The 23043-nt window shown below is 69.1% G+C and carries 19 protein-coding genes and 1 other RNA gene; 15 read left to right on the top strand and 5 right to left on the bottom strand.

Annotated features, from left to right (window positions below; translation table 11 throughout):
* Positions 1-20 precede the first annotated feature (20 nt).
* Entirely contained in the window at positions 21-2354 is a 2334-nt protein-coding gene (locus H7694_RS12120; RefSeq protein WP_193596737.1) for a transketolase-like TK C-terminal-containing protein, read from the top strand.
* Positions 2355-2375: 21 nt separating this feature from the next.
* On the opposite strand, the gene H7694_RS12115 is transcribed toward H7694_RS12120, so the two are convergent.
* Both H7694_RS12115 and H7694_RS12110 read right to left on the bottom strand, forming a co-directional pair.
* Complete coding sequence (locus tag H7694_RS12115; protein WP_193596736.1) at positions 2376-3053, bottom strand: phosphoribosylanthranilate isomerase; 678 nt, start codon at positions 3051-3053, stop codon at positions 2376-2378.
* Between the two features lie 36 nt (positions 3054-3089).
* Positions 3090-3947, bottom strand: a complete 858-nt coding sequence (locus H7694_RS12110; RefSeq protein ID WP_227468098.1) for a MurR/RpiR family transcriptional regulator — start codon at positions 3945-3947, stop codon at positions 3090-3092.
* Between the two features lie 113 nt (positions 3948-4060).
* Between H7694_RS12110 and H7694_RS12105 the strand changes: the two genes are divergently transcribed.
* From H7694_RS12105 to H7694_RS12075, 7 genes are read left to right on the top strand one after another with little or no spacing between them, the layout of a single operon-like run.
* Complete coding sequence (locus H7694_RS12105; protein ID WP_193596734.1) at positions 4061-5347, top strand: ABC transporter substrate-binding protein; 1287 nt, start codon at positions 4061-4063, stop codon at positions 5345-5347.
* Between the two features lie 4 nt (positions 5348-5351).
* Positions 5352-6329 carry a carbohydrate ABC transporter permease gene (locus H7694_RS12100; protein ID WP_193596733.1) on the top strand — a complete coding sequence of 326 codons (978 nt, stop codon included), beginning with the start codon at positions 5352-5354 and terminating at the stop codon, positions 6327-6329.
* The gene (locus H7694_RS12095) at positions 6326-7243 is read left to right on the top strand and encodes a carbohydrate ABC transporter permease (RefSeq protein ID WP_227468097.1); all 918 of its coding nucleotides are present in this window, start codon (positions 6326-6328) and stop codon (positions 7241-7243) included. The genes H7694_RS12100 and H7694_RS12095 overlap by 4 nt, the downstream gene beginning before the upstream one ends.
* Positions 7244-7293: 50 nt before the next feature.
* The gene (locus tag H7694_RS12090) at positions 7294-8484 is read left to right on the top strand and encodes a trans-sulfuration enzyme family protein (protein WP_227468096.1); all 1191 of its coding nucleotides are present in this window, start codon (positions 7294-7296) and stop codon (positions 8482-8484) included.
* A 5-nt stretch (positions 8485-8489) separates the two neighbouring features.
* The gene (locus H7694_RS12085; RefSeq protein WP_193596731.1) at positions 8490-9515 is read left to right on the top strand and encodes a carbohydrate kinase family protein; all 1026 of its coding nucleotides are present in this window, start codon (positions 8490-8492) and stop codon (positions 9513-9515) included.
* Positions 9512-10444, top strand: coding sequence for a nucleoside hydrolase (locus tag H7694_RS12080; protein ID WP_193596730.1), 933 nt, complete (start codon positions 9512-9514; stop codon positions 10442-10444). Before H7694_RS12085 ends, H7694_RS12080 begins: the two co-directional genes overlap by 4 nt.
* 24 nt (positions 10445-10468) lie before the next feature.
* A complete protein-coding gene (locus H7694_RS12075; protein ID WP_193596729.1) occupies positions 10469-11362 on the top strand; it encodes a rhodanese-related sulfurtransferase in 894 nt (297 codons plus the stop codon).
* Positions 11363-11427: 65 nt separating this feature from the next.
* Here the strand turns inward: H7694_RS12075 and H7694_RS12070 are convergent, their stop codons facing one another.
* From H7694_RS12070 to H7694_RS12060, 3 genes are read right to left on the bottom strand one after another with little or no spacing between them, the layout of a single operon-like run.
* Positions 11428-13623, bottom strand: a complete 2196-nt coding sequence (locus tag H7694_RS12070; protein ID WP_193596728.1) for a DUF3488 and DUF4129 domain-containing transglutaminase family protein — start codon at positions 13621-13623, stop codon at positions 11428-11430.
* Entirely contained in the window at positions 13616-14800 is a 1185-nt protein-coding gene (locus H7694_RS12065; protein ID WP_193596727.1) for a DUF58 domain-containing protein, read from the bottom strand. Before H7694_RS12065 ends, H7694_RS12070 begins: the two co-directional genes overlap by 8 nt.
* Positions 14801-14811: 11 nt before the next feature.
* Positions 14812-15831: an AAA family ATPase gene (locus tag H7694_RS12060; RefSeq protein WP_413782919.1), complete on the bottom strand. Its 1020-nt coding sequence runs from the start codon at positions 15829-15831 to the stop codon at positions 14812-14814.
* A 261-nt stretch (positions 15832-16092) separates the two neighbouring features.
* On the opposite strand from H7694_RS12060, the gene H7694_RS12055 reads away from it, so the two are divergent.
* The 7 genes from H7694_RS12055 (at position 16093) to H7694_RS12025 (ending at position 23017) form a co-directional block, all read left to right on the top strand.
* Positions 16093-16572 (top strand): hypothetical protein, encoded by a 480-nt coding sequence (locus H7694_RS12055; RefSeq protein WP_193596726.1) that lies wholly within the window; start codon positions 16093-16095, stop codon positions 16570-16572.
* A complete protein-coding gene (locus H7694_RS12050; protein ID WP_193596725.1) occupies positions 16569-18173 on the top strand; it encodes a DUF5671 domain-containing protein in 1605 nt (534 codons plus the stop codon). Before H7694_RS12055 ends, H7694_RS12050 begins: the two co-directional genes overlap by 4 nt.
* 7 nt (positions 18174-18180) lie before the next feature.
* Positions 18181-18277: signal recognition particle sRNA small type (gene ffs, locus H7694_RS12045), an RNA gene on the top strand.
* A gap of 148 nt (positions 18278-18425) precedes the next feature.
* On the top strand, positions 18426-19022 hold the full coding sequence (locus tag H7694_RS12040) for a rhomboid family intramembrane serine protease (RefSeq protein WP_227468095.1): 597 nt from the start codon (positions 18426-18428) through the stop codon (positions 19020-19022).
* A gap of 65 nt (positions 19023-19087) precedes the next feature.
* A complete protein-coding gene (locus H7694_RS12035; RefSeq protein WP_193596724.1) occupies positions 19088-19654 on the top strand; it encodes a hypothetical protein in 567 nt (188 codons plus the stop codon).
* Positions 19655-19694: 40 nt separating this feature from the next.
* Positions 19695-21800 carry a phosphate acetyltransferase gene (pta, locus tag H7694_RS12030; protein WP_193596723.1) on the top strand — a complete coding sequence of 702 codons (2106 nt, stop codon included), beginning with the start codon at positions 19695-19697 and terminating at the stop codon, positions 21798-21800.
* Entirely contained in the window at positions 21797-23017 is a 1221-nt protein-coding gene (locus H7694_RS12025; RefSeq protein WP_193596722.1) for an acetate/propionate family kinase, read from the top strand. The genes pta and H7694_RS12025 overlap by 4 nt, the downstream gene beginning before the upstream one ends.
* Positions 23018-23043: the final 26 nt, after the last annotated feature.

Raw genomic sequence — 23043 nt, 5'->3', positions numbered from 1 at the left:
AGATTCAAGGAATCCGCCATATGCCTATCGCCATCGCTCCCGCCGAACCCTTTGGGTCCCCCACCTCCGATCTCATTGCGCTCGCCACCATCGAGCGGCGGGTGTTGTGGCTCGCGACGTCGATGATCCACCACGCGAACCGTGTTCGTGCCAGCGTCTCTGGCCTGAAGGTCGGCGGCCATCAGGCATCGAGTGCGTCCATCGCGACGATCATGACAGCGCTGTGGTTCGAGCAGCTGCGCGCCGAAGACCGCGTATCGGTCAAGCCGCACGCATCGCCTGTGCTGCATGCCATCAACTACCTGCTCGGCGAGATCGGCGAGGAGCACATGACCACACTCCGCAGGTTCGGCGGAGTTCAGGGCTACCCGAGCCGGTCGAAGGACCCCGACACCGTCGACTACTCCACGGGCTCCGTGGGCATCGGCGCCACGGCCCCGATCTGGGGTGCGATCTCGCGTCGTTATGCGTCGTCGGTCTCCGGAACACCGTCGTACGGACGCCAGTACTCCCTGGTCGGCGATGCCGAGCTCGATGAGGGGGCCATCTGGGAGGCTCTGCTCGACCCGCACGTGCCAGACCTCGGCGAGCTCGTCTGGATCATCGACCTCAACCGCCAGTCGCTCGACCGGGTCGTGCCGAACATCGCGGCGGGAAAGATCGAGCGGATGTTCGGCGCTGCCGGATGGCAGGTCATCACCGTACCGTTCGGCGGGCAACTCGAGGAGCTGTTCCGTCGCCCGGGCGGCGAGGCGCTGCGCGCCCGTATCCTCGACATGCCCAACGCCGAATTCCAGCGTCTGCTGCGCTGTCCGGCGGATGAGCTGCGGCAGCGGCTGCCAGGAGCGGATACTGCCGCAGCCGGCATCCGCTCTCTTCTCGACGCCATCGGCGACGACGAACTCGTGAGCACGATCCGCAACCTCGGCGGGCACGATCTGGCAGTGCTGCGCGCCGCCTTCGCGCAGATCGACGACACCCGCCCGACGGTCATCATCGCGTACACGATCAAGGGCCATGGGCTTCCGACGGCGGGGCATCCGCAGAATCACTCCTCTCTGCTGACCTTCGAGCAGTACGATCAGCTTGCGGACGAGCTGGGCATGGATCCTGCCGCACCGTGGGCGCGCTTCGACCCCGACTCCGCCGAGGGGCATCTGTGCGCGGAGGCGGCCGAGCGGTTGCGACGGGATCCGGTGGTGGACGTGACTCCGCCGACGGTTCCCGCCGATTTCGGCCGCACCCCTTCGGGAACCGGTACGACCCAGGCCGCCCTCGGCCGGGTGCTGCTGGATCTGACCCGATCCGCACCCGAGGTCGCGCGACGGGTGGTGACTGCGAGTCCCGACGTCTCCAGCAGCACGAACCTCGCGGGGTGGCTGAACAAGGCTGGTGTCTGGTCGACCAGCGACCGTCAGAACTGGTTCGCCGACGACCCCGAGACCATCATGCACTGGCGCGAGCGGCCGAGCGGCCAGCACATCGAGCTGGGCATTGCCGAGGTCAACCTGGTGAGCCTCGTCAGCGAGCTCGGCACCACCTGGAGCCGTTGGGGGCAACCGCTGTTCCCGATCGGTGTGCTCTACGACCCGTTCGTGGAGCGCGCGCTGGAACCGTGGTCGTACGGCATGTATACGGGCGGCCAGTCGATCCTCATCGGCACGCCGTCAGGGGTCTCGCTGGCCGCCGAGGGCGGCGCTCACCAATCGATCAAGACCCCGTCGATCGGCCTGGAGCAGCCCGAGTGCATCAGCTTCGAGCCCGCCTTCATGCAGGAGGTCGAGTGGATGCTGCTCGCCGCCATGTCGCAGATGGCCCGCCCCGGCGGCAGATCCGCCTACCTGCGCCTGTCGACCAAGCGGGTCGATCAGGCACTCGCCGCGATCCCGGTGGACCCGGCCGCGCGGGAACGCCGTCGGCGTCAGGTCGTCGCCGGCGGCTACCGCCTGCGCAGCGCGGAGCAGCCGGTCGCGACGATCGCCGCGATGGGCGCGATGATTCCGGATGCTGTCGACGCGGCCACCCGCCTCGCAGTGCTCGGGGTGGATGCTGACATCGTCTGCGTGACGAGCCCCGGGCTGCTGTTCGAAGCAGTACAGGCGCGCGGCGGGCAGGGCGAGGGGAGTGACTGGATCCTCGACCAGGTGCTCCCGTCAGACCGCGCACGTCCTATGGTGACCGTGCTCGACGGGCATCCGCACGCGCTGGCGTTCCTCGGGGGAGTGCACGGTGTACCCGCGCGACACCTCGGCGTCAGCCGGTTCGGGCAGTCCGGCGACCTCGCCGACGTCTATCGGTACCACGGCATCGATGCGGACAGCATCGTGCGCGCGGTGCTCGACGTGACGGCCTGAGCCGAGGTCGCCGGGTCGCGCTCAGATCGCGGGTACCTCTGCGGCGCCGCGAACGAATGCGGCGACGGCGTCGAGGTCCTTCTCGAATTTCCCCTCGCCGAGAGGGCGGTTCGTGCGGGTGAGGGAGTCGACGCCCCACGGCCGCACCGCCACTATGGAGTCGGCGACGTTCTCGGACGAAAGCCCGCCGGCGAGAATGACGGGGATGCCGACACTCGCGACGATCTCGGCGCTGCGTGACCAGTCGTGGGTGACGCCGGCGGCGCCCACTCCCTGTACGTCGGTCGTGTACGAGTCCAGGATGAGGTAATCGGCGACGGCGGCGTACTCGATCGCCATCGCAAGATCGCCCTCGGCGCCCACCGCGATCGCCTGCATGATCTCCATGCCCTCGGGCAGCATCCCGCGAAGCGTGCGCACCTGGTCGGGGCTGACCGCGCCGATCTCACCGCACAGGTGCAGGATGTCGGGGTGGACGGCCGCTGCCATCCGGGCGATCTCATCGAGCTCCGTCTCCACACTGAGCGCGACGGAACGTGCGCGTCCGCGCAGTGCGGCGACCGCTTCAGCAGCCACTTCTTCGCTGATCTGACCGGGGAGGCCGACGGTGGTCGGAGTGAGGCCGATGTGATCCACTCCGTGCTCGGCCAGAGCAACGGCTTCGGCAGCGGACTGGGCGGTGTAGATCTGCACGATCATGGATGACTCCTCGTTGTTCGGGAAGTGGGCGAGCGCTCAGAACGAGCTCTCGACGATGGACTGGCCGGCGAGCTGTTCTCTGCTCAGCACGTCGGCGAGATGGCGGTGGCTGTAGGCGACGCAGAGCGCGTCGAGAAGTGTGAGCTGGCACAGTCGGGCGGCGATCGGCTCGTTGCGAGTCTCGTGCGAGACGCTTTGCAGGGCGAGGTCGGCGACCTTGGCGAGATGTGACTCACGATTTCCGGTCACGGCCAGCACTCTCGCGCCGACATTCCGGGCATGCTCGGCCATGCCGACGACGGAGCGGGTCTCGCCGGAGTATGAGATGGCGACGACGAGATCGCTCGGCCCGAGCAGGGCTGCGTGGATGTTCTGCACCTGTGAATCCTGCGGAGCGTCGCAGCTGATGCCGAGTCGACGACAGCGCTGATAGAACGATTGGCCGACCACGCCGGACGTGCCGACGCCGCCGACGAGCACGCTGCGCGCATTCTCGAGCAGACGTAGTGCCGCAGCGAACCCGTCCGGGTCGAGAACATTCGCCGTGTCCTGCAGCGAGAGCGAGGCGCGTGCGAACACCTTGCGCGCGATCGTCATCGAGTCGTCGCCGTCGGCGATGTCGTCGTGGATGAGCTGCATCGGTGTTGCGAGGTCGCGTGCGAGCGCGAGCTTCAGATCGGTGTATCCGGCGAACCCGGCGTTGCGGCACATGCGCAGGACGGTCGTGTCGCTGACGTCGCATGCCTGAGCCACGTCGACCATCGACGCCTCCAGCAGATGTTCCGGACGAGTGAGGATCCAACTTGCGACCCGCTGCTCGGTCGTGGACAGGCCGGGCAGTGCTGCGCGCAAGCGCGTAAGTGCGCCTGCCTTGTCCTGGGACGCCCTGTGCATGCTTCCTCCGCTCCGATCGACGCTGATCTTGAGAAATGTGGTGCTACCACAACCTGTGAGGTCAGTATATGGTGATACTACTTTCCCTGACAGTGCCGTCCGAAGGAGTCACCATGAACATCCACGTCCGCAGAGCCGCGATCGCCGCGCTCGCTGTGGGAACGCTCGCGCTGTCCGGCTGCGTCGGCGCTTCATCAGAGCCCTCGGGTGGCGGTGACGACGAAACCCTCACGATCTGGCATGCCTATGCCGGCCAGGACGACAAGGTTGAGTTCATGAAATGGGCGATGGAGGGCTTCAAGAAGAAGCACCCCGACGCGAAGATCAAAGAGGTCGCGGCCGAGCAGTCCTCCTACAAGACGAAGCTGCAGACGGCGATGTCGACCGGCGATGTGCCCGACGTCTTCTACACGCTTCCCGGTGGATTTCTGAATGCATTCGTGAAGAGCGGCCAGGTCGCAGCGCTCGACGACGAACTCGCGAAAGAAGGCTGGGGCGACGGCTTCATCGACGCATCGATGGACTCGGTGAGCTTCGACGGCTCGACCTACGCCGTGCCGATCGACATCGATGCCGCTGTGGTCTGGTACAACAAGGCGCTCTTCGACAGCAAGGGCTGGGACACGCCGACGACCTGGGATGAGTTCCTGACCCTCAGCGAAGAGATCGCGGCCGACGGCGTCGTCCCGGTCGCGTTGGGCAACAAGGACAGCTGGCCGGCCACCTTCTGGTTCCAGTACGGCCAGATGCGCACCGCCGGGAGCGGCCAGGTCACCGATTTCCTCAATGGCGACGGCGACATCTCGTTCGGATCCGCGGGCGCCGAGATGCTGCAGACGCTGGCGAAGAAGAATCTCCTGCCCACCGGGACCAACGGCATGTCCGACCAGGAGGCCAACCTGCTGTTCCTGAACGGCCAGGCTGCGATGGTGCTCAACGGCACCTGGCAGATCGGCATGTCGGCGGATGCACCGGATGGGTTCGAGCTCGGTTACTTCCCGTTCCCGACCGTCACGGGCGGGGCCGGCGACCAGTCCGACACGCTCGCCGGAGTCGCCGCCGCATTCGCGATGTCCGAGAAGGCCAAGGACAAGCCGCTGGCTGTTGAGTTCCTGCGCTACATGACGAGCCCTGACGTCATGAAGAAGTACGTCGAGATCCGCAAGACGATGGTGACGCTCAAGGGCGCGACGACGCCGGATGTGGCCGGCCCCGTGCTCTCGGGCATCGTGTCCGACATCATCGAACCGTCCGCACACCTTGACGCCTTCTACGACACGGCACTGCCGCCGAAGGCGACCACCGTCTACTACTCGACGCTGCAGGGACTCATCGAAGGGTCAGTGGACGCGAAGCAGGCCGCCGACGAGATCAACGCAGCCATCAACGCCGGAGAGTAATACCGTGCAGAATCACGTCCGATCCGGTGGGGCGCTCACAGTGGGCGCCCCACCGGATCGAGCCCGGCGACATGGCCTGCATCGCGCCAAGCGACGCGAATCCCTGATCGCCGTCTGCTTCCTGCTTCCCGCGCTCGCGTTCTTGGCGCTGTTCGTCGCCTACCCTCTCGCCAATGCCGGGATGCTTTCGTTCTTCAAGTGGGACGGATTCTCACCGCGTGAGTGGATCGGGCTGGGCAACTTCATTCGCCTCGCCGAAGACGGCGTGTTCTGGTCTTCGCTGAAGAACAACGTCCTGATCGCGCTCGCCGCGATCGTGTTCCAGGTGGGCCTGGGTATGGTGATCGCCTACTGGCTGGTGCGGGTGATCCCGCGGTTGAAGCGCGCCGCGATGTTCCTGTACGTCATCCCCGTCGTCATCAGCGAGATCTGCATCGGCCTGCTCTGGCAGTTCGTCTACAACCCCTACTTCGGACTCCTCAACGGGCTGCTGCGCCTGATCGGTCTCGACGATCTCGCACAGGGCTGGCTGGGTGATAAGAACTTCGCCATGCCCGCGGTTCTGGTCGTGATGAACCTCACGTACCTGGGCCTCTACATCCTGCTGTTCGTCGCCGCATTCCAAGACGTCGACGAGTCGGTGTACGAAGCCGCTGCGCTGGATGGGGCCGGACACTTCCGCACGTTCTTCGGAATCAGCGTGCCGATGATCTTCTCCAACGTGCAGGCGACAGTACTGCTGGCAGTGGTCACGTCGTTCAAGACCTTCTCGCTCGTATTCGTCATGACACGCGGCGGCCCGAGCAACGCGACCGACGTCGTGTCCACCTACCTGTTCAAGACCGGGTTCGGCAACTTCGAGGCGGGCTACGCCTCGGCCATCGGCATCGCACAGTTGGTCTTGACCGTCATCGTCGGCGTCTTCGTCCTCACGGCGACGCGGCCACGCGAGGCCCGCAGAGTCAAGGAGATCGTGCGATGAGTCAGGCGACGATGAGTGTCGTGCTCGCCGACGATGCGAAGCGCTCACCACGGCGACCGCGCCGACACGAACGCGAACAGCTGCCACCCACCCGCCTCGGATGGGGGACGATCACCGTGCTCGCCCTGCTCGGCCTGCACCTGGTCATCGTGCTGTTCCCCTTCGTGTGGATGCTGTACAGCTCGTTCAAGACCAACAAGGAATTCCAGCAGTCGGTGTGGTCACTGCCATCGACCCTGCAGTGGGACAACTACGCCGCAGCCCTTGCCGACGGCTCACTCGCCCTGTACGCCTGGAACTCCCTTCTGGTCACGCTCGCATCCGTCATCATCACCGTCGCCATCGCGACGGCAGCAGGCTATGCGTTCGTGGTCTACCGCACGAAGTGGATGCCGGCGGTCGAGCTGATCATGCTCGTGGCGATGGCGATCCCCGCGTACATCGCCCTGGTGCCACTGGTCGCGATCATTCGCGAGCTGGGGCTCCTCGACACACTGCCGGGAGTCATCCTTCCCACCGTCGCCTTCAACCTGCCCATCTCCGTCCTGATCATGCGTGGCTTCTTCTCCACCGTGCCGCGCGACCTCATCGAGGCCGCCCGCATCGATGGCGCATCGGAGCTCGCCGTGTTCGCTCGGGTGATGGTGCCGATCGCCAAGCCGGCGATGTTCACGACCGGAATCGTGAACGTCATCTGGGTGTGGAACGACTTCCTCTTCCCACTGGTGATTCTGAACAGTCCCGAGAACAAGACCCTCCCGCTGGGTCTGACCGACTTCGTGGGAGAGCGCACGACGAACTATCCCGTGCTGCTCGCGGCGATCCTGTTGGCCGCGCTCGGATCCTTCCTCGTATATCTGGTGTTCCAGCGTCACGTCATCGGTGGCCTCACCAGCGGTGCACTCAAGCAATGAACTCTCCGGCGAACGCCGGAACCTCACCCGTCAAACCGAAAGGAAGATCCGTGGACAATCAGCAGGAACTCAGCCTCGCGAGCCGCGCAGTGTTCTACTCGCCCGAGGAGAGCACACAGTCGATCAGCTATCCGATCTTCATGTCAGCCAACTACCAGTACGACGGCGATGCGTACGACCGGGTGGTTGATGGCGCTCGCCGCGAAGTGAACATCTACAGCCGCTGCGGTAACCCGAACGAGTACAAGCTCGACGATCAGATGGCGCTCATCGCCGGCGCCACCGATGCGCTGGCAGTGGCATCCGGCATGGCTGCCGTGTCGCACGCGGTGCTGGGGCTGCTGCGTGTCGGAGACCACATCGTCGTCGACCTGACCACTTACAGCTCGACGCACGAGTTCTTCGATCACCGCATCCAGGATTTCGGCATCGACGTGACCTTCGTCGACGCGACTGACGTCGAGGCGGTGCGCGCGGCGATCCGCGTTGAGACGAAGGCGGTCTACGTCGAGACGATCGCGAATCCGACCATGAAGGTCGCGCCTCTGCGGGCGATCACCGACATCGCACACGAGCGCGGCATCGTCGTGATCTGCGACAACACCTTCGCCAGCCCCATCGTCTGCCGACCGCACGATCACGGTGTGGACATCGTGCTGGAGAGCGCGACGAAGTTCATCGGCGGGCACAACGACGCCGTCGGCGGAATCATCAGCATCAACTCTGAGATCCTGGCGGCGGATTGGCTGGAGCAGATCCGCTGGAACACGCTGACCAAGCTCGGTGGAGCACTCTCGCCGTTCAACGCCTGGCTGCTGCTGCGTGGCATCCAGACCTTGCCGCTGCGTGTGGAGCGGATGACGGAGAACGCGGGGACCCTCGTCGAGTGGCTGACAGCGCACCCGAAGGTGAAGCGCGTCTACTACCCCGGACACCCGTCGCACCCGCAGCACGAGGCAGCCCGCGAGCAGCTTGACTCGCCTGGCGCGATGCTGGCGTTCAGCGTCGACACGGAAGAGCAGGCGGCGCAGGTGTGCAAGAGCCTGAAGCTCGCCTCTTTCGCCGCGAGCCTCGGCGGCGTGCGCACCGTCACCCAGCTGCCGGCGACGATGGCGTTCCTCGACATTCCGGAGGAGGAGCGTCAGCAGATGGGCGTCACTCAGGGCATGATTCGTGTCTCCGTCGGCATCGAGAACATCAAGGACCTGATCGCAGACTTCGCGCAGGCGCTCGGAGACTGAGATCCGTGGCAGTCAGTGATATCGAGGAGCAGAGCGGCGAGGACCAGCCGATCGAGGTTCTGCTGCTCGGCGACCTCAATGTCGACCTGCACCTCGATATCCCCGCCTATCCGGAGCCAGGCGGAGACGGTGTCGCGACGCGACAGCGCATGGGGTTCGGTGGATCGGCGGCGAACACGGCTGTCCTGCTGACGCGCCTGGGCGTTCGATCCGCCATGCTCGCCTGCGTCGGTGACGACGAGTGGGGTGCGCAGGCCATCGACGGGCTGACTGCCGTGGGCGTGGACACGCGTCTTGTCCAGCGCAGCAGCACCGAGCCGACCTCGCTCAACGTCATCACGGTGACCCCTGACGGTGAGCGGACGATGTTCGCCTACCGCGGGGCGAGCGCCGAGTTGACGAGTGCTGACGTGCCGTCCGATCTGTGCGGTGCCTCGCACGTGCACATTTCGGGTTATGCGCTGCTGGCCGATCCGCAGCGGGCAGCGGCCGAAGCCGCCGCGACCGCTGCGCGCCGGGCGGGAAAGACAGTGTCGCTGGATGTGCCCGTCGATCCCGTCGCGGCGGTGCCAGATGTGCTGCGCGCCTTCCTGGCGAACGTCGATGTCGTGAGCATCGGCACGAAAGAGGCCCGGCTGCTCACGGGCGAGGCGACGGACGAACAGGCAGCGGAGGCGATCGCCGGTTACGGGCCCTCGACGGTGGCACTGACCGGCGGCGCGTCGGGATCGCTGCTGTTGACGGTCGACGGATTCGTCCGTGCTCCGGTGCCCGAGGTGCGCGCCATCGACACGACGGGTGCGGGCGACTCGTTCAGTGCGGGTCTCATCTTCGGGTTCCTTCGAGGATTCGAGGATCCGAGGTGGACTGCGGCGATGGCGAACGCCTGCGGCGCAGCTGCTGTCGGGGTGCCGGGTGCGGGTGCCGGGCTCCCGAGCCTCGATGGCATCCTCACAGCGCTCGCAGCTCTGCCGGCAGAGCTGCGCCATGAGCTCACGAGTGCCGTGCAGGCAAAGGCCGGAGCGGTATGAGCACTCCGATCATCCTGGACTGCGATCCTGGTCACGATGACGTATTCGCCATCTGGCTCGCGGCCGCGCACCCGAACATCGACCTCCGAGCGATCACCACCGTGGGCGGCAATGGGCAGCTGATCCACACGACGCAGAACGCCCGGATCGCCTGCACCGTCGCGGGGATCAGCGGAGTACCCATCGCCGCCGGCGCCGCCGCACCTCTCACCGGCGAATTGCATCCGGCCGACTGGATCCACGGGGCGAACGCGCTTGGTGGCCCGGATCTTCCGGTTCCCAGCGTGGCGTTGGACGCGAGAAGCGCCCTCGACCTGATGACGGAGGTCATTGAGGACTCCGACGAATCGGTCACGATCGTCGCCACCGGGCCGCTCACGAATATCGGGGAGTTCGCTCGCGATCGTCCAGACGTGCTCGCCAAGGCCGAGCGTGTGATCTGGATGGGGGGCTCGACAGGACGTGGCAACACGACACCGTACGCCGAGTTCAACGCATGGACGGACCCCGAAGCGCTTCAGCTGGTGCTGGACAGCGGCATCGACTTCACTATGGTGGGCCTGAACATCTCCCACCAGGCATTGATCACCGATGAGGTGCGGAAGCAGATCAGCGCGATCGGCACGAACACGGCTGCGTTCGGACACGAATTGCTGGACTTCTTCTGCGCCACATACGACGCCGCCGAGGGAATGCCCGACGCCCCGCTTCACGACCCGATCACGATCGCCCTTCTCGCGGATCCGTCAGTCGTCACAACCGTACGATCCCGGCTGGATGTCGAACTGCTCGGGACCGAGACGCGAGGCGCGACGAGCGTCGATCTGCACGGCATTCTCAATCGACCTGACAATGCCACGATTGCGTTGGAACTGGATGTGGATCGGTTCTGGCGGATGATCCTGGATGCGGTCGCCTCGCTCGCCTAAGTGACTTCCGCCTAGAATCTCCTGGTGCCCACCCCCAAGATCGTGCTGTTCTACGCGTTCGCGCCGCTCGCGGATCCGGAGGCGATCCGGCTGTGGCAGCGCGACCTGGGCGAGGCGCTGAAGCTGCGGGGGCGCATCCTCATCTCCGAGCACGGCATCAACGGCACCCTCGGCGGCGACCTGCCCGCCGTGAAGAAGTGGCTGCGAGGGTTCCGCGAGTACCCGGCGTTCAAGGACGTCGACGTCAAGTGGAGCGAGGGCACGGGCCTCGACGACGACGGGTACAGCGTCGACTTCCCCAAGCTCAGCGTCAAGGTGCGTGACGAGATCGTGTCGTTCGGGGCGCCCGGCGAGCTGGCTGTCGACGAGCACGGCGTCGTCGGCGGGGGAGCACGCCTGAGCCCTGAGCAGCTGCACGTTCTGATGGCCGAACGCGGCGACGAGGTCGTCTTCTTCGACGGACGCAACGCGCTCGAGGCCGAGATCGGCCGCTTCCGCGACGCGATCGTGCCCGACGTCGAGACCACCCGCGACTTCGTCGGACTTCTCGACTCGGGCGCCTACGACGACCTGAAGGGCAAGCCGGTCGTCACGTACTGCACCGGCGGCATCCGCTGCGAGGTGCTCTCGCGTCTGATGGTCTCGCGCGGCTTCGGCGAGGTGTACCAGCTCGACGGCGGCATCGTCCGCTACGGCGAGGCGTTCGGTGACGACGGGTTGTGGGAGGGCTCGCTGTATGTCTTCGACAAGCGCGGCTCGATCGACTTCTCCGATCACGCGGCGGTGATCGGGGAGTGCACCGGCTGCGGGGCATCCACCAAGCGCACTGCGAACTGCCCCGACCCGTCGTGCCGGCGCCAGTTCGTCGTCTGCGCCAGCTGCGACACTGTGCGCTGCGCCGAGCACGCCGCCGCCTGACCCGCACCCGCGCGACCCGCACCCGCCGGCGCGCCCCGCCGGCGCGGTCCCCGCCAGCATCGTGCTCAGCGGCGGCGGGTGAACAGCGACGCCGGCAGCAGCTGGGTCAGCACCCAGCGCGGCTTGTCGAGGTCGTCCATCAGGTGATTGATCACCACGCGCAGCGGGGCGGCGAGGTCACCCGCGTGCGGCCGCGTCTTCGCGTAGCTGGCGAACTCCACCGACCGCACGAGCGGGGCGAGGGCCTCGGCATCCACTCCGCGCCTGGCCGCCAGGTCTTCGGCGCGCGCCCGCGCGGTCTGCGCCGGCGGTGCGGGAAGGCCCACATCGATGAGCGTGTCGGTCAGCTCCCGCCAGGCGGCCACGGCATCGCCGGTGCGGGCGCGCCCGAGCCGCACGGCCCGGCGCAGCTCGCGCACCAGCGCGGGCAGCAGCAGCACGGCCAGTGCGCCCAGCACGGTCACCAGCACCGGGGTCGGGTCGAGCGTCTGCAGGGCGCCGCCGCCCCCGCCGCCGGAGTCGCGGTCGGCTCCCGCGGTGCTGGTGGGCGTGGCCGACGGTCCCGTCGTCGGCGCGGTGGTCGGAGCCGGGGCATCCGGACCGCTGCCGCTGCCGCCGCCGGCGGCCGCGGCGATGAAGTCGGTCGGCACACCCAGCGTCGCGGTCGGCTCGAACGGCACCCAGCCGATGTCGCGGAAGTGCACCTCGGGCCAGGAGTGCAGCTGATCACTGGACACCGAGTACACGATGTCGTCGTCGCGGCGCTGATCGGTGGCGCCGCCCGGCAGGTAGCCGACGACGATCCGCACCGGCATGTCGAGGGTCTTCGCCATGAGCGCGAAGGCCCCGGCGAAGTGGATGCAGTACCCGGTGCGCTCCTCGAGGAAGGTCGCCACCGCCTCGGCCCCCGTACCGTCGAAGCCGGCGTCGACAGGGGCGTCGAGCGAGTACTCGAACTCTCCGCGGAACCAGTCCTGCAGGGCGATCAGCCGGTCGTAGTCGTTGGTCGCGCCCGCGGTGACCTCGCGCGCCAGCTCGGCGATGATCGGCGGCAGCTCGTCGGGCAGCGGCGGCATCCGCATCCCGCCCGCCGAGGCGGCGCGGATCTGTTCCAGCGTCGGTGCCGCGGTGGCGACCGAGACGGTGTAGTCGGCGCCCGCAGCATCCTGCGAGCGGCTCATCACGGTGCGGTTCTCGGGCACCGCCGACCAGACGCCCTCGGTGCCGCTGAGCCGCTCGGCGGCGTACGGCACCGGCAGCCGGTCGCTGGAGAACCCGAGGACGCGGATCGACACGGTGCTCTCGACGGTGCGGATCGGGTCGTCCCACTCGCGCTCGCCGAATCCCTGGCGCAGCGGCACGCGATCGGCGCGGTCAGGCCGCCACACGTCGCCGTCGAAGCGCGACAGCGTGGCCATCCGCAGATACGGCGGCGCGGCGGCGGAGGTGACGAGCGTCAGCGCCTCGATCCCCTCGGGTCGGCGCAGGTCATCGCCCAGGCGCAGGTCGGCGCTGACGGTCAGCATCGGCCCGGTGCCCGGCAGCGCGGATGCCACCGGCAGCATCGGGCCGAGCACGAGCGCCGCGGCGACCGCGACCACGCCGGTGAAGGCCGCCACCAGCTGCGAGGACTCCCTGGTGGCATCCCGGTCGTGGCGGGCGCCGAAGCGCAGCAGCACGAGGATCATGATCGCCTGCAGCAGGAACCACGCCATGTTCACCCCGCTGAACGAGATGAGCATCGGCGCGACGCCGACGACCGAGGTGAGCACCACGGCCAGCACGACCTGCCTGCGGGCGACGAGCTGATCGATGAGGATCGCCACGACCGCGAATGCCAGACCCAGCAGCGTCGCCATCGGCAGGGTGCCCGCGATGGGTGCGACGCCTTCGCCGATCTCGCTCATGCTCTGCGAGAGGCGGATGCCGATCAGCTGCACCGACATCGTCGTGGGGATCAGCCCGACCACCGCGGTCTCGCCGACGAGCAGCGCGGTGCACGCGACGATCGCGGCGAGCACCTGTAGCACGAGGACGACCGGGTTCCGGATGCTGTCGCGCACGGCACGTGTGGCCAGGCGCACGAGGATGCCGGTGAGGGCCACGACGATCACGACCGCGCCGGCGACGAATGTCCACAGCCCCGGCAGCACCGCGGTCGTGTACGGCCACACGGAGACCAGCGTGGCGCCCGCGGCCAGCACCCCGGGCCCGACCGGGCCGGGACGGATGCGTGCGCGCGGCGCGGTGGTGTCAGCCATGAGCCGCCTTCGCCACGGGCAGGGCGTCTTCCCACACCTCGGAGAGGTCATCGGATGCCGTCAGCGACGCGGCGTGCCAGCCGTGCGCGGTCGCCGCCGACAGTGCGCCGGGACCTGCGGATGCTGCGAACAGCAGCGGGGCGGCGGCGCCGGCGGTGCTCAGGTGCTCGGCATCCGATTCGTCCAGCCGTCCGGTGATGAGCACCAGCGGCCCGGGCGGATTCGGTCCGACGAGGGTGCGCAGATCGCGCGGCTCGCCGCGCGGGCTCACCGTCGCCAGCGCGACGAGGAAGTCCTCCCGGTCGTCCTCGTGCCCGCGCAGCTCGCCCAGCGCGAAGCCCGCGCTGTCGACGACGTCGACGCTGTAGCCGTCCTGCGCCAGTCGCAGGGCGGCGGATGCGCACAGCGACACGGCCGCCTCGAATGCGGCATCCGATTCCTCGCCCTGGCGCTCCCACCGCGAGGCGGCGCGGTCGAGCACCACCATGGCGTCGGGGCTGGCCTCTTCCTCCTCCTGGCGGACCATCAGGTCGCCCCGGTGCGCGGTGGCGCGCCAGTGGATGCGGCGACGCGAGTCGCCCGACGCGTACGGGCGAGGGATCAGATTGTCCGCGCCCTGTCCGATGCGGCTGGAGCGGGTGCGGGCGGTGCCGCCGGCGGCACCCACCCTGGTCGGCAGCGGGGCGAGCGCGACGGTCTGCGGGATGACGGTGATCGCGCGGGTCTCACCGAACTCCTGCTCGCGCTGGGCCAGGCCGAACGGGTCGATGGTGTGCAGCGTCAGCGGGCCGAGCGTCGAGATGCCGCGCCGCACGCCCTCGAGGTCGTAGCGCAGCACCCACGAGTCGCCCGGATAGTCTCCTTCGGCGTCGCCGCGCACGGCGGGCGGCAGTGTGTCGCGCCAGAACCCGTTCGGGGTGCCGAGACCGACCAGCTCGAAGCGCACGTTCACCCGCGAGGTCTCGCCGACGGCCAGCAGATCGGTCTCGATCTGCCGTGACACGGTGCCGCGCCGGCGCGGCAGGCGAACGATGAGCAGCGAGACCAGCGGCAGCGCGGCCAGCAGCACGCCCAGGTAGAGCAGAGGACGCGCCGAGATGACGTTGGCGGCGACGACGAGCAGGATGCCCGACAGCAGGCATCCCCATCCCCGTGCGGTCAGCGGCCGGCGTCGCATGGCCGTGCTGCTCAGACGCGCGAGCCGGCGAACGGCACCGGCACGCGGGCGACGATCTGGTGCAGCGCCGCCTCGACGGGCTGCGTGCCCGCCCGGTGCACGCCGCGCGCGGCCAGCAGCCGGTGCGCGAAGACCGGGATGACGAGCTCGGTGAGGTCGTCGGGCACGACGAACTCGCGTCCCTCCAGCGCCGCGCGCACCTTCGCCGCCCGCACCAGCTGCAGCGTGGCGCGCGGGCTCGCACCCAGGTGCAGGCTCGGGTCGGCGCGGGTCGCCTGCGCGAGCGCGACGGCGTACTCCTCGAGCGACTCGGCCACGTGCACGCGGCGGGTCCACGCGATCAGGTGCCGCACGGTCGCCGCATCGGTGACAGGCGTCATCGACGCCAGCGGGTTCGACAGCTCGCGCTGGCGCAGCATGAGGGTCTCGGCGGCGGCATCCGGATACCCCATCGAGATGCGCATCATGAACCGGTCGCGCTGCGCCTCGGGCAGGGGATAGGTGCCCTCCATCTCGAGCGGGTTCTGGGTGGCGACGACCAGGAACGGGTCGGGCAGGCGGTGCGTCGCACCGTCGACGGTGACCTGCTGCTCCTCCATCGCCTCCAGCAGCGCCGACTGCGTCTTCGGCGAGGCGCGGTTGATCTCGTCGGCGATGACGATGTTGGCGAACACCGCACCGCGCTTGAACTCGAACTCGCGCGCGACCGGGTCGTACACGGCGACGCCGGTGACGTCACCCGGCAGCAGGTCGGGAGTGAACTGGATGCGGCGCACCGTGGCGTCCACGCTCGCGGCGAGGGCGCGCGCGAGCATCGTCTTGCCGACGCCTGGCACGTCCTCGATGAGCAGGTGCCCCTCGGCGAACAGGCAGATCAGGGCGCTGCGCACCGCTTCGTGCTTGCCGTCGATCACGGACGAGACCGCGTCGATGATCCGCGTCGTCTGCTCGGCGAACTGCTCGGCGGTGATCAGTTCAGCGGTCGACTGCTCGTGCATGCGGGCCCTCTCGTGCGCGTCGGTGCGTGACATGATCGTAACCCGCTCAAGCCGTGCGCGGGCCGGATCGGAGTACCCCGGCGGCAGGCGTGAGCGGTGCTGTGCAGCGGCGAGGGTGACGCGGGTAGATTCTGCTCGATCGGGGCATGGTCCGGGCGCTCGACGCGACGGGCGTGGCGGCGCAGGCGCCCGCCGCGGCACCTCGGTGGCCGGCTCGGCATCATCCGATCCGACCCGGGATCTCCATGGGACCTCGGACCCATCCGCTTCGGGCGCGTGCGGGATCATGAGCGCATGAACGATGAAGAGGCGGTTCCCCGCCGCGAGGTGCGGCGGTCGAGTGCTGTGCTGATCGCGCTGATCGCCACGGTGGTCCTGGTGGTGATCGTCGCGCTCGTCGTGGTGTTCACGCGCGAGGGTGCGCAGTCGTACCCGGCCGATTCGCCCGAAGGCGTCGTGCAGCGCTACGCGCAGGCGGTCGTCGACGGCGACATCGACCAGGCGCTCGGCCATCTCGTGCCGGAGGATGCCGAGGACTGCGATCGACTGGAGACCAGCGGGGCCGACCACCGGATCACCCTGGTGAGGACCTCCGATCGCGGCGACACGGCGCGCGTCGAGGTGATCGTCACGGAGGTGATCGGGGGCGGGCTGTTCGGACCCGACGAGTACCAGAGCGATGCCGTCTTCGCACTCACCCGGGTCGACGGACTGTGGAAGCTCGACGTCGTGCCCTGGCAGTTCGTCATCTGCGCCGAGAGCGGGATGCCATGACCGCCAACGTGCTGCGCCGCCTGATCGTCTTCGCGCTGCTGTTCGCCCTCGTCACGATCGCGGCGATCGGGCTCTCGGGGCTGATCGAGCGCGCTCTGGGCTTCGGCACCGTGCTCGTGGCCGACACCGCGGGCCTGGCCAGGGCACTCGCCTTCGTGCTCATCGCCGCGCCGCTGGCCGGGATGCTGTGGTGGTGGGAGCGCCGCCGGCTCGCAGACTCCGCCGAGAGGGCGTCGCTGGTGTGGGCGCTGTATCTTGCGGCGATGTCGCTGACATCGCTGGTCGTCGCCGTCAGCTCCGCCGCGACGGCCGCGGCATCCGGGATCGACGGCGAATGGCGACCCGGCGCGGTGGCCTCGGCGATCGTGTGGGCAGGGGTCTGGGGATGGCATCAGCGGATGCTGCGCAGCCCGGCCACGGCGCCGACGCGCCTGCCGGCGCTCGGCGCCGAGCTGTCGGCGCCGTACGGGCTCGCCGTCGCGGCCTTCGGCGCCGCCACGGTCATCGCGGTGCTGGTCTCGGAGGCCGCGACGACGGTGACGCCGCAGCTGTTCGACTCCCGGCCGTGGCACCTCGCCGTGCTGCAGGCACTGGTCTGGGGCATCGCCGGGGCGCTGGTGTGGTGGTGGCACTGGGGCCGGGCAGGCGCCCGGACCGCTCCCGGCGCCTTCGCCGAGGTACTGCTGGTGATCGTGGTCGCCCTGTCGGCCGCCGCCGCCCTGTTCGGCCTCGGCACCGTGCTGCACATCGTGCTGCGCCTGCTGTTCGACGACGACCCCGTCGCTCAGCTGATCGCGCCGCTCGGCACCGCGACCGGCGCCGCGCTCGTCGGAGCCATCGTCTGCGTGGCGCACACGCGGCTGCTCCCAGGGCGCGGAGCGCGCGCACAGGGAGCCGCACGCCTCGCCGTCTCGGGGGTGGCGCTGATCGGTGCCGCGAGCGGATTCGGCGTCATCGTGAACGCGCTGCTGGCGAGCCTGGACACCGCTCTCGTCGGCGGTGACCCGCGGACGCTGCTGCTGGCAGGCATCAGCGCGCTCATCATCGGCGCACCGGCGTGGTGGCTCATCTGGCGATCCGCACGTCCGGCCACGGCGGAGGAACCCGGCGACATCGCACGGCGCGTGTACCTCGTGGTCGTCTTCGGTGCGAGCGCCGTGGTGGCGCTGGTCACGCTGCTGCTGATCGGCTACCGCGTCTTCGAGGTGATCCTCGGCGCACGCGGCGACGCCGGCACACCAGGAGGGCTGATCGAACGCATCCGCGCCCCGTTCGGCCTGCTCAGCGCCACCGTGCTCGTCTTCGCGTACCACTTCACGGTGTGGCGACGCGACCGGGCCGCCGCGCCGCCGACCGCGAAGCCGAACCGGGTCGAGCGGGTGGTCCTCGTGGCGGGCGCCGATTCCGAGCTGCTCGCCGCGCGGATCCGCGCGGAGACCGGCGCTCGCGTGACCGTCTGGCACACCGCCGAGGACGGCGCGGTCGGGGAGGAGACGGATGCCGCGGCCGTCATCACGCGGCTGGGCGAGGTGACCGCGCAGCGGGCGCTCGTCGTCGCAGAGCCAGGGCGCGCGACGCGGGTGGTGCCGCTGTCGGGGTAGACTGTTCGACGGCTCTCCGCGTGACGGCATCCAGGCCAATTCCCCCAGGACGGAAACGTAGCAAGGGTAACCGGGCTCTGTCGGGTGCGCGGAGGGTCTTTTCTTTTGCCCGCGCGACGCCGGGCCGCGGGGAGTAATGGGTTGCTGGGCCTGTCGAAGCACCCCACCTGTGCCCGGCCCTCGCTGGGGCCCTTCGAGAGCCTCAGGGACCCAGCGAGGGCCGGGCACAGGTGGGCGTGACAGGATCGATCCGTGACCGCACCCGCCCCCGCCCCGCGCACCTCGGCGCTGACGCGCTTCGGCGCGCCGATCCTGCTGCTCGCACTGATGTGGGGCATCCACATCGCCGACGCACTGCTGCCGGGCACCTTCGTCGTGTGGGGACTGCGCTCCTGGGATCCGGGCAGCCTGCCGGGGCTCATCATCGGCCCGCTGCTGCACGCGAACTGGGCGCACCTCATCGGCAACACGCTGCCGCTGCTCGTGCTCGGCTGCCTGGTGGCGGTCGAGGGCGCGGGCCGCTTCTGGCTCGTCACCGCCGTGGTCGCCCTGGTCGGCGGCGTCGGCACCTGGCTCGTCAACACGCCGGGCACCCTCACGGTCGGCGCGTCCGTCCTCGTCTTCGGCTACTTCGGATACGTCGTGCTGCGCGTGATCGCACCGGGACGGATCGCGCACCGGCTGGCGTACGCCGCCATCGCCGTGATCGTCGTCGTGCTGTACGGGGCGACGATGTTCACCGGCATCTTCGGCGCCGCCGCCGGCGTGTCGTGGCAGGCGCACCTGTTCGGCGCCGTCGGCGGCGGGCTGATGGCCTTCGCCGGCCGGGGAGGCGAACGACGCCGGTGAGCGAGCGCCGCACGCGCGCGGCGCGAGTCCGGCGCCGCGCCCGCCGTCGCAGGGAACGCAGACGGATGCTGAGGATCGCCGTGATCACGGCATCCGCCGCGCTCGCCGCATCCGCCGTGCTCGCCGTGATCGGCCTGATCACCGCGCCGCGCCCGGACGCCTTCTGCCTCGACGAGCCGGGATCCTTCCCGGCGCTGGGCATCGACGGCTGGCGCGGCGAGCAGCTCGAGAACGCGGCGACGATCGTCCGCACCGCACGCGAGCTCGGCTTCGAGCGCGACGGGCAGATCATCGGGGTGATGGCGGCGATGGGCGAGAGCTCGCTGCGCAACATCGACTACGGCGACTGGGAGACCTCGGGCGTCACCAATCCCGACGGCAGCCGCACCTCGAGCATCGGCCTGTTCCAGCAGCAGGCCTGGTGGGGAACCGTCGAGCAGCGGATGGACCCGGCCACCGCGGCATCCCTGTTCTTCACCCGTCTGGGTCGTATTCCGGACTGGCAGCGGATGCCGCCCTCGCACGCGATCCACAGCGTTCAGATCAATTCCGATCGCGAGCACTACGCCCGATTCGCCGATGATGCGGCCGCCGTCGTCGATTCCCTCTCCGGTGCGTGCCGAGCGGAATAGACCCGGTTCCGCCGACGGGTGCGGTCATTAGGCTGGAACCGTGGCACGCAGCATCTACATCACCTCGGCCGAAGGACACACCGGCAAGTCCACGATCGCGCTGGGCGTGCTGGATGCGCTGATGCGCGTCTCGCCGCGCGTCGGGGTGTTCCGGCCCATCGCACGCTCCACCGAGGAGCGCGACTACGTGCTCGAGCTGCTGCTCGCGCACGACGGCGTGCACCTCGACTACGAGGACTGCATCGGCGTCACCTACGACGACGTGCGCGACCACCCCGAACGGGCGCTCGGCACCATCGTGTCGCGTTTCAAGGCCGTCGAGGCCCAGTGCGATGCGGTCGTGGTCGTCGGCAGCGACTACACCGACGTCGGCAGCCCCGCCGAGCTCGCCTACAACGCGCGGATCGCCGCGAACCTGGGCGTGCCGGTGCTGCTGGTGATCTCGGGCCGCGACCAGCAGGACCACGCCGAGCAGCTGGGCACCACCACCGCCCGCACACCCGCGCAGGTGCAGCAGCTGGCATCACTCGCCCTGGGCGAGCTGACCGCCGAGCGCGCCGAGCTGTTCGCGATCATCGTCAACCGTGCCGAACCCGACGACCTGACCGCCATCGTCGACGGGCTCCGCGACGAGCGCACCCCGGTGTGGGCGATCCCCGAGGACCGCTCACTCGTCGCCCCCTCCATACGCGGCATCCTGCGCGCCCTCGACGGCAGGGTCGTCCGCGGCGCGGATGAGCTGCTCGAGCGCGAGGCGTACAGCATCGTCATCGCCGGCATGTCGATGGTCAACGTGCTGCCGCGGCTGGCCGACGGCGCGGTCGTCGTCATCGCCGCCGACCGCAGCGAGACGCTGCTGGCGACGCTGCTGGCCTCGGCATCAGGCACCTTCCCTGACATCGCCGGGATCGTGCTGAACGGGCCGTTCGAGCTGCCCGATCCGGTGCTGCAGCTCATCGATGGCCTCGAACTCGGCATCCCGATCATCGCCACCGACTTCGGCACCTACGACACCGCGGTGCGCATCATGAACACGCGCGGCCGGATGAGCCTCGAGGCGGCGCAGCGCTATCAGAGCGCCCTCGCACTGTTCCAGACCCACGTCGACATCGCCGAGCTCACCATCGAGATGGGGCTCGCCGAGTCGTCGGTGGTCACCCCGCTCATGTTCGAGTACGGGCTCATCGAACGCGCCCGCAGCCAGCGCAAGCGCATCGTGCTGCCCGAGGGCGGCGACGACCGCATCCTGCGCGCCGCCGCGATCCTGCTCGCCCGCGGGGTCGCCGACCTCACGATCCTCGGTGACGAGGCCGACATCCGCTCCCGCGCGACCGCGCTGGGCCTCGACATCGCCGCAGCACAGGTGCTCAGCCCCACCGACCCCGAGTACGTCCAGCGGTTCGCCGCCGAGTATGCGCGGCTGCGCGCGCACAAGGGCATCACGCTGCAGCAGGCGGCCGACACCGTCACCGACGTGTCGTACTTCGGCACGATGATGGTGCACCTCGGGCTCGCCGACGGCATGGTCTCCGGTGCCGCGCACACCACCGCGCACACCATCCGGCCCTCGTTCGAGATCATCAAGACCAAGCCGGGCGTCGACGTCGTCTCGAGCGTGTTCCTGATGGCGCTCGCCGACCGGGTGCTGGTGTACGGCGACTGCGCCGTGATCCCCGACCCCACCAGCGTGCAGCTGGCCGACATCGCCGTCTCGTCGGCGGCCACCGCCCGCCAGTTCGGCATCGACCCGCGGGTGGCCATGCTGTCCTACTCCACCGGCGAGTCCGGCAGCGGAGCCGACGTCGACAAGGTGCGCGAGGCGACCGCCCTGGTCCGCGAACGCGAACCCGGCCTGCCCGTCGAGGGCCCCATCCAGTACGACGCGGCCGCCGACGCCGCGGTCGCCGCCGCGAAGCTGCCCGGGTCCGAGGTGGCGGGGCGGGCGACGGTGTTCGTCTTCCCCGACCTGAACACCGGCAACAACACCTACAAGGCCGTGCAGCGCTCGGCCGGCGCCGTGGCCATCGGGCCGGTGCTGCAGGGCCTGAACAAGCCCATCAACGACCTCTCGCGCGGCGCGCTCGTCGAGGACATCGTCAACACGGTCGCGATCACCGCGATCCAGGCACAGGGAGTGCAGCAGTGAGCGTCGTGCTCGTCATCAACAGCGGCTCGTCGTCGCTGAAGTACAGCCTGATCGACCCGCAGCGCGAGGTCGAGCTCGCAGCCGGGCTCATCGAGCGCATCGGGCAGGACAGCGGCATCGTCGGGCACACGGTGCGCGTCGTCGCAGAGCCCGGGCAGCCGGTGCTGACCATGCTCGATGCGAAGCACTCCGCTGAGCGGCCCATCGCCGACCACCATGAGGCGTTCGCGGTGATGCTCGCGCAGTTCGCCGAGCACGGACCGAGCCTCGATGAGAACCCGCCGGTCGCCGTCGGGCACCGCGTCGTGCACGGCGGGGCGCGCTTCTTCGAGCCCACCCTGATCACCGACCTCGTCGAGATCAACATCGACGATCTGTCGGTGCTCGCCCCGCTGCACAACCCCGCCAACCTGGCCGGCATCCGGGCCGCGCGGGCCGTGTTCGGCGACGTGCCGCACGTGGCCGTGTTCGACACCGCCTTCCACCAGACCCTGGAGCCGTCCGCCTACGCGTACGCGATCGATGCGGAGGTCGCCCGCGACCACCGCATCCGCCGCTACGGGTTCCACGGCACCAGCCACAAGTACGTCTCCGAGGCCGCGGCGGCCTTCCTCGGTCGCGACCTGGGCGAGCTGCGCCAGATCGTGCTGCACCTCGGCAACGGCGCCTCGATGACCGCCGTCCGCGGCGGACGCTCGGTCGAGACGTCGATGGGCTTCACCCCGCTCGAGGGACTCGTGATGGGCACCCGCTCCGGCGACATCGACCCGGCGGCGCTGTTCCACCTCTCCCGGCGGGCGGGCCTGACCACCGACGAGCTGGACACGCTGCTGAACAAGCGCAGCGGCCTGCTCGGCATGGCAGGGCACAGCGACATGCGCGACATCCTCGCCGGCCGCGATGCGGGGGAGGAGTCGGCGACCCTCGCCTACGACGTGTACATCCACCGGCTGCGCGCGTACGTCGGTGCGTACATCGCCCAGCTCGGCGGCGTCGACGTCATCTCGTTCACCGCGGGCGTCGGCGAGAACGCCGTCGAGGTGCGCGCCGACGCGCTCGCGACCCTCGGCTTCATGGGCATCCGGATCGACCCGGAGCGCAACGCCCAGCGCGGCGGCATCCGGCGCATCTCGACCGACGACTCCGCGGTCGAGGTTCTCGTCGTCCCCACCGATGAGGAGCTCGAGATCGCCCGGCAGACGCTCAGCGCCATCTGAGGCGGCCACCGAACTGCCCCTTCTGC

This window comes from Microbacterium sp. YJN-G (assembly GCF_015040615.1).
Lineage (GTDB): Bacteria > Actinomycetota > Actinomycetes > Actinomycetales > Microbacteriaceae > Microbacterium.
This window is presented reverse-complemented; position numbering and strand designations above follow the sequence as displayed.